Below are 13,874 nucleotides of genomic sequence, written 5' to 3'. Positions count from 1 at the left end.
ACGATAAAAACGTCAACAATTGTGCAATATTTAATTGATAATTACCTGAGTGAAGCAGTTAAGGATCTAAAAAATAAACGTAAGGGTTAGTGCAAAAAGTCTCAAAATGGGACTAGAGTCCACTATTAAAGTATGTGGACTCTCAACCTATACCCATGCGGAAACATTATTTTTTATTTCAATTTTCGGAGGGGTTTATCAGTGGGCGCGTTGCGCTGGTATATTTTTCTAAATGTAGTTGGTTTATGGTTGCGGCCGTTTAACTTCTAGCTGTTAAATTAAGTTTGTGTGCGGCCTTTCATGAAACAAAGTTTCATAGGTTCCTACGGTCAAGTCTCCAATGGTACGTAATAATTGCATTAAATTATTACGTAACCTTTCAAAGTATATGGTTATTAATACACCCCATAAATCCCATTATGTTACGGGCTAGAACCGCTACGCTTAAAAGGGCTTTTGTTCTAGTTCGTGTGGGCTAGCGCAATTTTCCACACGAAAAACCACAAATGCCCCGCTACTGGAGAAAGTTTAGCGGGGCATTTTCTCAACATAACGCGGCTGAAATTTATGGGCAATAGCTACCTTTGGGTAAAGGTAAAACCCTCTGATGTTCATGTTCAGTTAGTACAACGCTAGAAATGGTCTGCTAGAAAATCCAATCTATGTAAAAAACTCTTAAGTAAAAACCATAAAACCCAAGATTTATATTTACTTGATTTACAGGATCAATTACTTCTTATTATTGGTGAAATATCTGAAAGGACAGAAAGTTAAGCCTTTGTAGGTGAAGCCCTACATCATGATAGATATAAGAAAAAATCTGATATGCCTTTAAAAATACAACCTAGAATACTAAATGTTTTTTTTATAATATTCTCAAGCCCAAAATAGCTTCAAGAACAGTGATTATTGTTAAAATTAAAATCTGTATATTAGTATTTGTTTGTAATAATTCAAGTCTTCCTTGGACAAAATCATTCATTGCCCACTTATTAGGAACGTCATATTTCTCATCATTTTTATGATTTACATCATATTGATATGTATAAATGGTTACTTCTTTATCCTTTGCTTCAAACTCAGCTTCTATCCATATTGGACCAGAGATAGCCATTGTAACTACGTAAAAATAGATCTCTGTACTTTCATTAGGATTTAGCTGTTTAATATTGGGCTTTTTATTTGAGCTTACAACCATGTTCATTGAACAAAGAGTAATTTTAAATTTGCTTAGAAGAGCTCCAGAGAACAACTCATCTCCTATGTTTCAAGTCCATGAATTGTTTTCACTTTTAATATTACCGTAACTTTATTATATGATTACCTTTTTATCTATAAATATATCTATTTATAGATTTATTATGCCTCTAACTATTATATTAACTTTACAATAGTTAGAGGCATAATAAATTACTAATATGGCTTTGAATCGAAACTTTCATTATTTAATTTTTCATCAAACGCCTCAGCCAACTTTTCAGTCTCACTAAAAACGGTATTCCAATATTTAATGCGTGTATCTGCATCAAGATCGGTAAAGTCGTTTCTGTCTGGGATTTTTCCGTAAGGTAAGCTTACTATAAATTCTTTTGATGGAGTGATCATTACCACATTATCGTAATTAAGTGGTGATACTTTACGTTTTAAATTTTTATCGAACCACCCTGCTTTTGGCTCACTATTAAAATGCGGATATAAAATAAGTCCTGGGTTATTAATTTTTAAGTCAAAGTGGTAATCGATAATTCCGCCGTCGCGATATATAAATTTTTTATACTTTTTTATTTATATTTTTGTATTGGTAATAGCCTTAACTTTAAATAAAAAAGGGCTACACGCCCTTTTTTATTTAACTATATTGCTTATATAAATTATATTTTTCTTTTGTGTGTTCAGAAAAGTAGTCTGTGTATAATCATTTTTTTAGTAAAATTAAGTAACTATATTTCAATTATTTAACTAATATATATAATAAAGCTGCTAAAACACTCCCTATTATTGGACCAACTACCGGGATCCATGAGTAACTCCAGTTACTATCAGTTTTACCTTTTATTGGTAATAAAGAATGTACAATTCGCGGGCCTAAATCTCGAGCTGGATTTATTGCATATCCAGTAGTCCCGCCCAGAGAAAGTCCAATACCCCAAACAACAAAAGCAACAGGTATAGCGCCTATTGAACCTAAGCCTATTTTTACGCCAGAGCCATCGTCAATTTCAGCTGAAGAGAAGTAAAAAACACAAATTAATAAAACGAAGGTCCCTATTATTTCACTAAGTATATTTCTAAACGTATTTGGTATAGCTGGAGATGTACAGAAAACAGCTCGTTTTAAGGTGGGATCGTCAGTGGCATCGAAATGATCTTTATAAACTGCATAAACTAACGAAGCGCCAACCATCGCGCCAATAAATTCCGCTAAAATATAACTTGGAACTTCGGACCATGGAAATGATCCAGCTACGGCTAAGCCTATTGTTACTGCAGGGTTAAGGTGTGCTCCACTATAGGGACCGGCAACAACCACACCGATAAAAACACCAAGTCCCCAAGCAGTGGTAATCGTCATCCAACCGCCGCCATGGCCTAGTGTTTTCTTTAGTATGTCATTGGCTACAACTCCGCCCCCAATTAAAATAAGCAGTGCAGTTCCTAGTATTTCTGCTAAGAAAGGTGACATTTTAATATTCCTTATTAATTATAAACATAAAACCACCCTCAATAATGATATCTATTGCATAAGTATAAGCCATGAATATTTTGAAACTTTTTTACAGCTGAAAATTACCATAAAATAAGTATCAACTTATTTATTTTTACGCTTGGAGTATGTAGTGATATCATAAAAATAGTCTCCACTAATAAACCTTAATAGATATGTTGCTATGGTTTTATAGTTAAGCGGCTTATTATTCGCTTTGTACTTTTTTTACCGCATTACACCATCCGGCATATAATTCATCACGTTTTGATTTAGTCATGTTAGGAACAAATCGTTTATCGCAATTCCAGTTAGTCGCTAATGATTCAAGTGATGGGAATACACCCGCTTTTAGACCTGCTAAGTAAGCTACACCCAAAGCAGTAGTTTCACTTATGGTCGAACGGTCAACTTCGGCTCCTAAAACATCAGACAAAAATTGCATAAGCCAGCCATTTATTACCATACCGCCATCAACTCTTAGTACCTGTGGTCTTACGCCATCAGCTTCCATTGACTTTTGAAGGTCTTTAGTTTGAAAACAAACTGACTGTAATCCAGCTGTTACGATCTCTTTTATACCCGTATCTCGGGTTAAGCCAAAAATTGCACCTCGCGCATTAGAATCCCAATAAGGAGCACCTAATCCTGTAAAAGCGGGTACCATATATATACCGTGATCTAGCGAGGTATTGCATGCAAGTGACTCTGTTTCTTCAGCTTTTTGGATTAATTGTAGACCGTCTCTAAGCCATTGAATTGCAGCACCTGCAATAAAAATACTCCCCTCTAGCGCATAAGTTGGTTTCCCATTTAATCTATAAGCTACTGTACTGAGAAGTCTATTTTCAGATTCAAGTACTTTATCGCCAGTGTTAACCATCATAAAGCATCCTGTACCATAGGTACTTTTAGCCATTCCTGGTTGAAAACAAGTTTGCCCAAATAACGCTGCCTGTTGGTCTCCTGCCATTGCAAGAATAGGTACTTCGTAACCTAAATAGCGTTCATCTGTTACGCCAAAATCATCTGATGAATCCATTACTTCTGGTAACATCTCTATTGGCACATTCAGAAGTTCAAGTAATTCCGCGTCCCATTCTTGGGTATGAATATTAAAGAGCATAGTTCGCGAAGCATTCGTTGCGTCTGTGCGGTGCTCTTTTCCACCTGTCAATTTCCACAATAAATAAGTGTCGACAGTACCGAAGATTAAATCGCCTTTTTCTGCTTTTTCTCTAGCATCGGGACAATTTTCTAAAATCCAATTTATTTTAGTTGCAGAAAAATATGGGTCTATTAAAAGGCCGGTTTTTTTTCTAATTAACTCTTCTTTTTCTGCGGCCCTTAAATCATTACATAACTCTGACGTACGTCTATCTTGCCATACAATCGCATTATAAACGGGTTCACCAGTAATTTTATCCCATACTATTGTCGTTTCACGTTGGTTAGTAATACCAATGGCAATAACCTTATCGTGTTGAGGGTCTAGGTGTTTCATTACAGCTGTCATTGTTTGCTGCACAGAAGCCCAAATATCTTCTGGTTTATGTTCTACATAACCATCTTTTGGAAAGTGCTGGTCAAATTCTTGTTGTTCTAGGTATGCAATATTACCATTTAAATCAAATAGCACACTTCTAGAACTAGTCGTACCTTGATCAATTGAAAGGATATAGTTATTCATTATTTTTTCACTTTTACTTTCGGTTATTTTCGTTTTTGTACTATTACATGGATTAATTGCTACATACAACAAAAATACAACTTTAATATATAATTATTTATATGTGATTTTCATTTGTTAGCTCTTAACCTATAATTTACTATTAACTAAATTTAAAATGCGAAAAAAATGACTCAAGACCAAAGACACGAATCCATACTAAAATTATTAAAAGAAAGAGATTCAATTTCTATTGAAGTACTAGTAAGTCATTATGAAGTTACACCACAAACAATAAGACGAGATCTGGCTTATCTTGCTAATTTAAATAAATTGAGACGTCATCATGGCGGCGCTAGTGCCATTTCAAGCATTCAGAATACAGCATATCAAACTAGAAAAATCATGGACTTAGAAGCTAAACAAAAAATAGCACAGCATGTAGTTAGTATGATACCTAATGGCTCTTCCTTATTTATAAACATAGGCACTACAACAGAAACAATCGCGAAAGCACTTCTTGGTCATGAAAATTTGAAAGTTGTAACTAATAATCTTAATGTTGCAGCTATATTAGGTGTTAAGAAAGATTTTTCTGTACTTATCGCAGGTGGAGAAGTTAGGCACAGAGATGGCGGGATTATTGGTGAGACCACAGAGGATTTTATTAAACAATTTCGTATGGATTTTGGCATTATAGGTATTAGTGGCATAGAAGAAAATGGTGCGTTACTTGATTTTGACTATCGTGAGGTGCGCGTAGCCCAGGCAATCATTGAAAATTCACGTAAAGTTTTACTTGCTGCAGATCACTCTAAATTCGGTCGGTATGCGATGGTAAAATTAGGTAATATCTCGCAGGCAGATAACTTTATTACCGATGCTCAGCCACCCGAAAGTATACTTACTTTACTCAATGAGCACGATGTCGAACTGCATATAGCTCAGTAAAAGCTTAACATAACAGTTAAATAGATTTTCCCTCATCATGGGGAAATCATGAGCTTTCCATTTTAGCTACAGCATGATCGAATAGGCTTCTGATAAGCAGAAGTCCCATACAATTAATTTTTGATGAACATTTTTCAATAATATCCGACGAACAACTGCAATCTAGAGTCGAATATAATCTTCATGCTATCTTATTCACTCTCGTTGTAGGTGTGTTCTGCACCGAAGATGGATGAAAAGCATTGAATACGTTGCTCATAATGAGATTGATTTGCTTGAAAAATATGTCTTATTTGAAAGTAGTCTTCCAGTTCACAACACTATAGATGGTACTATTCACCTATATCATCTGAAAAGTCATACCTATTGTATTAAATTAGTGATCTATTATAGCGCTGAGGAAATAGCGCGATAACAAAGCAAAATTATGACATAGAGTTGTTATCTCCAATTACTCTCTGCATTTTCCTGTATTGCTCTCCCTCCTGCCCCTATGCTGCCAGCTATTAATAATTTTTAACGTAGAGAGTTATTTAAGAAGATAAAATGATCATGCTTTTAATAGGATAGATATTACAACAAAACTTTATACGTTGGACACAGGCTGCACATATAGCAACAAACGTTGGCGTTATAGCCATAGATGGTAAAACTATTTGTGGCTTTAATGATAAGAAGCCAAAGAGACATACAATCGATATAACAAGCGCTTTTCAGCCGACAATAGCTGTTGTATCAAGAAAAATAACGATAGCTAACAATAAACCTCCAACTGGCTCAGCCTAGCTTGATTTATCGGATATCAAAACGCCGTAGTAACTATTGATTCAATGGGGTGTCAAAAAACTATAGCGGAAAAAATTAAACTCCTAAGTTTTTTATTGCTTTACGGTGGGTTTGATATAGCTAGACTAATTTTCATTTATGTACTTTAATGTTTGCAAATGTTCGTTATTAAATGTTATTTTTAATAAAAAGAAAATCGAAGTAAATAATAACTTCGTACTGTTATAGCTATTCAGAGTCTTAAAATACAATAGTTATCTGCAGTAGCTTGGTCATCCTTGTTAATCAGATCAATTAATTTTTTATTTCGTTTGAAGGCTTACTTGTGTCAAGTACTTAAATGTTAGGTAACAAATCTTGAGTTAAATAATAAAAATATCGAAAGTATTTTTATTATTACTCGTATACTTACTTACCTGCATGCCTAGTATAAATTTTGATAGCACGATAAATACCGTTTAGGACATTAATACTTTAAATTTAATTGAGCTGGTCTAAATAGCTTGATATTAAAATAGGTAATTCAACAAATGAGTCAACTTAGAGACAACAATATTAAAAAACTTCCTCAAGATATTTATGATGTTTTGATTATTGGAGGGGGTATTAACGGTGCTGTATCTGCTGCTGCTTTAGCCGCTAAGGGCGCTAGAGTTGCCTTGATAGACAAAGGTGATTTTGCTGGTTTCACTAGTTCAAACTCATCAAATTTAGCTTGGGGTGGCATAAAATATTTAGAAAGTCATGAATATAATTTGGTTAATAAACTTTGTAAAAGTAGAAACCATTTAATGCGTAGCTATCCTTCTACTGTTAAAGAAATTCGCTTTTTTACAAGTATCCAAAAAGGCTTTAGATTTCCGGCATTCTTTGTTTATTTAGGTACTATTCTCTATTGGTTTATGGGCCGTTTTTTTACTAAATCTCCTAGATACCTCAATGCAAAAAAAATAAAATCATCAGAGCCAGTCATTAACACAAAAAATGTAGAGGCTGGATTTGAATATTCAGACAGTTTTTTATTGGATAACGATGCTCGTTTTGTTTTCAATTTTATTCGCTCTAGTATGAGCCATGGGTGTATTGCCGCTAACTATGTAAGTTCGCAGGGCTCTACTCGCTCTAATGATATTTGGACTACAAATGCAGTAGACGAGATGTCTAAAGAGAAGTTTACTATCCGCTCTAAAGTTATTATTAACGCAGCAGGCCCATTTGTTGATCCTATTAACAATACAAATAGTCAAACCACAGCACATCACCATGTATTTTCAAAAGGTATTCACCTTATTGTTGATAAGATAACTAACAGTAACAAAGTACTGACGTTTTTTGCAGATGATGGTCGGTTGTTTTTTGTGATCCCCATGGGCCCAAAAACGTGTATTGGTACAACCGATACACAAGTTCATAGTCCGCACTCACAAGTGACTGATGAGGATCGAAACTTTGTGCTTGATAATGCTAACAAATTATTAGAGTTAGAAAAGCCAATTACAAAAAATGATATTATAGCCGAGCGCTGTGGAGTTAGACCATTAGCAATTAAAAAAGACGGTAATGGTAAGGCTGACTGGGTGCAGTTATCGCGCAAGCACGCTATAGATACAAATAGTGATCAAAAATATCTTTCTATCTTTGGCGGAAAACTAACAGATTGTATTAATGTAGGCGATGAAGTGGCTGATTTAGTCACTGGATTAGGTATTAAGTTACCTTATGAAGATTACAAATGGTACGGTGAACCTGACGACACCGTTAAAAATGAGTTCATGCATCGTGCAAAATTAATGAATTTGGATGGTTTAACACCTAAAACATCTACAGAGGTACTTAGTAAGCGGTTTTGGAGACGTTACGGCAGAAATGCGATTAACATGCTAGAAAAAATTCGTGAAGCACCTGAAAAAGGCGAACTCCTTATTAAGAATTCGGAGTACTTACGTGTGGAAATTGAACACGCTGCTGAGCGGGAAATGATAACTAAACTCAGTGATTTTTTACGTCGACGTTCTAAAATTTCACTGGTTGTAAGAAAAGAAGATATTCTTTCAGATCCTGGTTTACATGAAGTCTGCCAAATTCTATTTGGTAAGGATAATGCTGAAAATAAACTTCAGGAGTACATTGAAGAGATATCTAAATAACTATTTACATCTATTCTTACGACTTTAAAAGCTTGGGTTAAATGTTATATAAGAAGTCAGTTAACACGATTAAAATTAATTATGTTAACTGACTTCTTATAGCAACTAATAAAACTATATTTTATTTTTAAAAATTAATAACATTTTTTAACTTTTTATCAAACGCTTCAGCTAGCCTTTCTGTTTCACTAAAAACTATATTCCAATATTTAATACGCGTGTCTGCATCAAGATCGGTAAAATCATTTCTGTCTGGAATTTTTCCATACGGTAAGCTTGCTACAAATTTTTTGGATGGGGCTAGCATTACCACGTTGTCGTAATTAAGTGGCGATACTTTACGCTTTAGGTTTTTATCAAACCACCCTGCTTTTGGCTCTGAATTGAAATGCGGATACAAAATGAGTCCTGGATTATTAATTTTTAAATCAAAGTGGTAATCAATAATTCCACCATCGCGATACATGCCAACAGGTGAGCCTGCAATATTTTTTATACCTTGCATAACAAGTGGTATTGAACCCGATGCAAGTAATGCATCTTTTAAATTATTTTGAGTAAGCGCTATGTTTTGCGTTTTAAAATTGTAGCTGTCGGTAATTGATAAGTCACTTGTTGCTGGGCCAAATATAAAACGCTCATACTGTGAGCCTAATAATTTTCGGTTAACGCGGTTTAACATATAACTTTTTGATAAACCCAGTAGTTGTATCAATTTATTTTCGCTTGCAATAAAGCCATTCGATTTTGCCACTATAAAATGCGCTTTAAATGTTGGGTTATTTATAATTTCGGTGACGCCGTTATCGCTAAAAACATCTTCAAGTAATGCGCGCGCTTTTATTGTGATTTCACTTGGTGCTGGTTTATTACTTGAGTACCTAGTTTGCGAATACGATTTTGCTAAGCGCTCAATGGCAGCAACGGGATCGTTTTGTGCAAAACACGCAGAGCGAAAAGCGCCGGCAGATGAGCCAATTAAATTAAGTGGTTGGGTACGGTTTTTAAAAAATTCACCAAAAATATATTTATCTAAGCCAAATAATGTAAACCATTTAGGACCGCCACTTGCACCTAAAAAAGAGGTGAAAAGTTCAGGTTTAAAGCCCTGTTCGTTAATAATTTTAGCCGCTGTTTTCCCTGCGTGAATCTCGATCATTTAAAAAATTATGCCTTTAATTTTGGTTTCTTCAGTTATTTTTACAACACTGAAAGTGAATACTTATGCAAAATTAAAAGCGGCTTTATGTTGCCATAAAACCGCTTTTTATAGTTAAGTTTGCTTGAGTTAGTCCCAAATGCCGTCTTCGCATTTGCCCTGTACTTTTACATCTTTTACTTTAAATTCGGGCTCTAAACCTTTGTCTCTTTGTGCGTGGTAATCGCTCGTAACAGACAAAATAGTCGGCGTTAACAGTATAATAGCGATAACGTTAACCACTGTCATTAACCCTAAGGCAATATCGGCTAAATCCCAGACTTCTTTTAATGTGGCCGACGCGCCCCACAACATCATTGATAAATAAAGCAAAGTGTAAATGCCGCGCCCTACTTTGTTGTCGAGCTTAAATAAGTGCAAGTTGCTCTCTGCATAGGCGTAGTTTGCCACCACCGATGTAAAAGCAAATAAGGTTATAGCGGCTGCTACAAAATAAACACCACCTTGTGCTAAGTGAGCGGTCATCGCGCTTTGTGTTAAACGAATGCCTTCCATTTCGCCGCTAATGTCTATATCGGCCAATAAAATGATCACCGCGGTACAGCTACACAGTACTATTGTATCGAAAAATACGCCTAGCATTTGTATGTAACCTTGCGTAACAGGGTGATTAGGAATTGGACTGGCACTTGCTGAAGCATGCGGCACACTACCTGCACCGGCCTCATTAGAATATAAACCACGTTGAATACCGTTTTTAATGGCAGCGCCCATCGCCCCTGCCCCTGCTTCTTGTAAACCAAACGCCGATAAAAATATATCCTTAAGCATGGCGGGTACTTGCGTGAAATTTATAATCGTAATAATAACGGCGGCAAGTACAAACACAATGCCCATTATTGGCACAACACGCTCTGCAAACTGGGCAATTGCTTTAAAGCCACCGAGTATAATTGAGCCTGCGAGTACGGTAATAACCAGACCTGAGTAAAATGTAGGAACTTCAAACGCGTAATTAAGTGCGTCGGTAATTGTGTTAGTTTGCATTGCGCTAAACGTAAAGCCGTAACCTAAAAATAAACATGCGGCAAACACAATTGCGAATGCTCGGCTACCCAAACCTTGTTGAATATAATACGCAGGGCCGCCTCTAAACTCGCCGCCACTATCTCGCACTTTATATACTTGACCAAGTACGCTTTCAGCAAAGCCTGTAGCCATACCCAATATGGCTATTACCCACATCCAAAATATTGCACCGCTGCCGCCAAGTGAAATTGCCACAGCCACACCGGCTAAATTACCAGTGCCTACTCGTGCGCAAAGCCCTGTACACAATGCTTGGAATGATGAAATGTCGTCTTTTTTACATTTGCTGCTGCCTTTTAAAAGGCTAAACATATGTTTAAATTTAAGTATTTGAATTCCTTTTAGTCGTACTGAAAACCATATCCCTGTAAACAAGAGTATATAAATAAGTACCTGACCTTCTCCCCACAAAAGGTTGTTTACGCTTTTGACGACGTTATCGAACATTGCTAATTCCTTCTTATATTTTTATATCAGTATCCTGTTGCGGATATAACGGCTTTTGCTTACGACATCGACTTAAATTTTGTACTAATAAGGCAGCCATACTTTTTGCTGCCTTAAAACTATACATTATTTGTTTTGCAAATGAACTCCTGCAATCATGCATCTAACTGATCCACCAGCCGACTCAATGGTAGGAATCGGTAACGGTACAAGCTTAGCCGTTTTTTGTATGGCTGCTATTTGTGCGGTTGTGAGCGCATTAAATGCTGTTTGCGATAACGCTAAAATACGGCCATTGTTACCTTGTAACTCTATGGCGTTACCACAAAATTGATTAATTTGATCGAGTGATAAATCAATTACTTCGTGGTGGCTTTGTAAAAAATGAGTAACTAGCGCTTTACGCTCCTCACTTGGCACCATGTTTAAGCCAACCATTACAAACTCAGTTGCAACGCACATTAATACATTAGTGTGATATACCGCTGTACCTTTTTCATCATATGCATTAAATATAACGGGTTTTAATGCGAGCAAATTACAAACTGTATTAACAACCGATTGAGTTGTTCTTTTAGATTTTGCTGCATAAGCCAGTTTATATTGATGATCGAGAACCAGTGAGCCTGTGCCTTCTAGGAATGAATTTTCTTTCGCTAAATGCGCATAATCAGTCACAACCGTCACTTTATAGTGATCCGTTAAAAAATCAATAATATCTTTTCGATATTCTAACCTTCTGTTTTCTACAAACATTGGGTAGATTATTAATTCCCCACTTTGATGAGTAGAAAACCAATTATTTGGAAACACAGAGTCGGGAGTCTGTGTTTGCTCATCTTCAAAAAGGTGAACTTTTACCCCTTCATTTTTTAATAATTTTACTGCATTTGTGACTTCGCTATATGCTTGTTCACTTTGATTTGGTGCTAAGCATTCACTTTGAAATGCATTGTCGAGCATTGTTTGTGGGTTAGACGTAAAGTGATGCGGACGTACCATAACAACCGCACTCGGAGCTTGATTTACGTGGCTCATGCTACGTGCTCTTGTGCTGATGTTTGCTCTGTATTAAGTACCGAAAACAAGTTGCGCGGATCGGCTTGCTGTGTAATTAAATCGAGCAATGTAAATTCACCGCTTTTAATAAGTTGATCGCGTATAAATACAAGCGCTGTAAAGTCTTCGCTCGCAAAGCCTACACCATCAAAAATAGTTAATTCGTCTTGGCTAGTACGGCCAAGCGATTGCTTATTAACGACTTTATGAAACTCAGTTACAACAAAGCTTTCACTCATTTGTTGTATTTCGCCCTCTATTCGAGTTTGTGGCTCGTACTCTACAAATACATTAGCGCGCTCGAGTAATTTAGCATCTAACTCTGTTTTACCTGGGCAATCGCCACCTATTGCATTAATGTGCACACCTTGTGGGATCATGTCGTTTGTTAAAATTGTAGCATTGGTTTTATCGGCAGTGCAGGTTGTAATAACGTGCGCACCTTGCACAGCTTCCTGTGCGCTATTACAAATAGTTACGTTTAACCCGTAAGCACTTAAATTAGTAAATGCTTTTTTAGACGCGTTTGCATCTATATCGTATAAACGAATATGTGTTATGCCCAATACAGCTTTAAATGCCAGTGCCTGAAACTCAGACTGTGCCCCATTACCAATTAATGTAAGTGTTGTTGAGTTTTTTGGTGCTAAATACTTAGCCACCAGCGCCGATGTAGCCGCTGTACGTAGCGCTGTTAGTAGGCACATTTCGCTGATCATTACCGGATAACCACTATCTACATCGGCTAAAATACCAAATGCAGCGACTGTTTGAAGTTTTCGAAAGGTGTTTTTTGGGTGACCGTTTACATATTTACAGCTGAACATCTGGCCATCACTCACAGGCATTAGCTCTATTACACCCTCTGGTGAGTGTGCTGCATAGCGAGGTGATTTATCAAACTCTTTCCAACGGGCAAAGTCGGTTTCTAATTTATGTGTTAGCTCTAACAAAACGTTTTCGATACCTAAGCTATTTATAAGCTTAGCCATTGCCTGAACGCTAACAAACGGAACGCCTTGTTTTGGCTGTGCTATAAAATGACTCATGTTGAAACCTCTTAAATAAATGTATTAGTTAATTTAAAACAAGTTTAGCGAGGCCGCATGCTATTTAATATGGCAACTAGTTATACAAATTTTATTAATTTTTATCACTTTGCTATGCAGGTATATACAAATTGTGTATTTTAGTAGGCCATGCTCTAAAAGGTTTGATTTATGACTCCCTATATTTACGATTCCCTTGATAACGCTTTAATTGCTGAATTACGAAAAGACGGTCGCGCCTCTATCTCTGCTTTAGCAAGTTCTTTAAATGTGTCACGCGGGACAGTGCAAAATAGATTAGATCGATTAGTGAGCTCAGGCGCTATTTTAGGCTTTACCATAAGGGTGCATGAACACATAGAAACCGAAGCCGTTCGTGCAATTATGATGGTGGAAGTGATTGGTAAATCAACTTCTCAAGTTATTAAAACTATGCGTGGTATACCCGAACTTACAAAATTGCACACTACCAATGGTGCTTGGGATTTGGTAGCAGAGATACAGGCCGCGAATTTAAGTGAGTTTGATGGAGTACTTAGGCAAGTAAGAGAAATAGACGGTATTTTAAATAGTGAAACGAGCATATTACTCTCATCAACTTAGGTTTATTTTTAGGTTTAAAATGACACCCATTTATATTATTTAAGTGTTCACAATAATTTTAGCTAATTTAAAAATTTAGAATGACACCCATTTATAGTTTTAAAGAATTGAAGCGCCAGAATCTAGGGGTTAATAAACATACAAATTTAGGTGGGTGTCATTTAAATGAAGAATAGTACTGCAATTTTAAGTTGCAGTACTATTTGCAATC

At 36.2% G+C, this 13,874-nt stretch carries 10 protein-coding genes and 1 pseudogene; 3 read left to right on the top strand and 8 right to left on the bottom strand.

Going from position 1 to position 13,874, the window contains the following annotated elements; all coding sequences use genetic code 11:
- Positions 1 to 865: 865 nt before the first annotated feature.
- The 4 genes and pseudogenes from QL998_RS10350 to glpK all read right to left on the bottom strand — a co-directional run bounded on the left by QL998_RS10350 (position 866) and on the right by glpK (position 4,394).
- Positions 866 to 1,252, bottom strand: a complete 387-nt coding sequence (locus QL998_RS10350; RefSeq protein WP_024605344.1) for a hypothetical protein — start codon at positions 1,250 to 1,252, stop codon at positions 866 to 868.
- A gap of 161 nt (positions 1,253 to 1,413) precedes the next feature.
- Positions 1,414 to 1,764: pseudogene (locus QL998_RS10345) on the bottom strand (patatin-like phospholipase family protein); the annotation flags it as partial.
- A gap of 187 nt (positions 1,765 to 1,951) precedes the next feature.
- Entirely contained in the window at positions 1,952 to 2,683 is a 732-nt protein-coding gene (locus QL998_RS10340) for an MIP/aquaporin family protein (RefSeq protein ID WP_002963131.1), read from the bottom strand.
- A gap of 229 nt (positions 2,684 to 2,912) precedes the next feature.
- Positions 2,913 to 4,394 (bottom strand): glycerol kinase GlpK, encoded by a 1,482-nt coding sequence (gene glpK / locus QL998_RS10335; RefSeq protein WP_024597707.1) that lies wholly within the window; start codon positions 4,392 to 4,394, stop codon positions 2,913 to 2,915.
- 168 nt (positions 4,395 to 4,562) lie between these two features.
- Here glpK and QL998_RS10330 point away from each other — a divergent pair, with 168 nt between their 5' ends.
- Positions 4,563 to 5,324 carry a DeoR/GlpR family transcriptional regulator gene (locus tag QL998_RS10330; protein WP_002963130.1) on the top strand — a complete coding sequence of 254 codons (762 nt, stop codon included), beginning with the start codon at positions 4,563 to 4,565 and terminating at the stop codon, positions 5,322 to 5,324.
- A 1,316-nt stretch (positions 5,325 to 6,640) separates the two neighbouring features.
- Positions 6,641 to 8,257, top strand: coding sequence for a glycerol-3-phosphate dehydrogenase/oxidase (locus QL998_RS10325; RefSeq protein WP_024597705.1), 1,617 nt, complete (start codon positions 6,641 to 6,643; stop codon positions 8,255 to 8,257).
- Positions 8,258 to 8,384: 127 nt separating this feature from the next.
- Here QL998_RS10325 and QL998_RS10320 read toward each other — a convergent pair whose 3' ends face one another.
- From QL998_RS10320 to QL998_RS10305, 4 genes are all read right to left on the bottom strand, one after another.
- Positions 8,385 to 9,416, bottom strand: coding sequence for a patatin-like phospholipase family protein (locus QL998_RS10320; protein WP_290192625.1), 1,032 nt, complete (start codon positions 9,414 to 9,416; stop codon positions 8,385 to 8,387).
- 129 nt (positions 9,417 to 9,545) lie between these two features.
- Positions 9,546 to 10,952 (bottom strand): alanine/glycine:cation symporter family protein, encoded by a 1,407-nt coding sequence (locus tag QL998_RS10315; RefSeq protein ID WP_290192624.1) that lies wholly within the window; start codon positions 10,950 to 10,952, stop codon positions 9,546 to 9,548.
- Positions 10,953 to 11,078: 126 nt separating this feature from the next.
- The gene (gene ctlX / locus QL998_RS10310) at positions 11,079 to 11,990 is read right to left on the bottom strand and encodes a citrulline utilization hydrolase CtlX (RefSeq protein ID WP_290192623.1); all 912 of its coding nucleotides are present in this window, start codon (positions 11,988 to 11,990) and stop codon (positions 11,079 to 11,081) included.
- Positions 11,987 to 13,060 (bottom strand): ornithine cyclodeaminase, encoded by a 1,074-nt coding sequence (locus tag QL998_RS10305; RefSeq protein WP_290192622.1) that lies wholly within the window; start codon positions 13,058 to 13,060, stop codon positions 11,987 to 11,989. Before QL998_RS10305 ends, ctlX begins: the two co-directional genes overlap by 4 nt.
- 171 nt (positions 13,061 to 13,231) lie before the next feature.
- Here QL998_RS10305 and QL998_RS10300 point away from each other — a divergent pair, with 171 nt between their 5' ends.
- Complete coding sequence (locus tag QL998_RS10300) at positions 13,232 to 13,663, top strand: Lrp/AsnC family transcriptional regulator (protein ID WP_004334897.1); 432 nt, start codon at positions 13,232 to 13,234, stop codon at positions 13,661 to 13,663.
- The last annotated feature ends 211 nt before the right edge of the window (positions 13,664 to 13,874 follow it).

The sequence above is a fragment of the Pseudoalteromonas sp. APC 3691 genome (assembly GCF_030408135.1).
In the GTDB taxonomy this organism is placed as follows: Bacteria; Pseudomonadota; Gammaproteobacteria; order Enterobacterales; family Alteromonadaceae; genus Pseudoalteromonas.
This window is presented reverse-complemented; position numbering and strand designations above follow the sequence as displayed.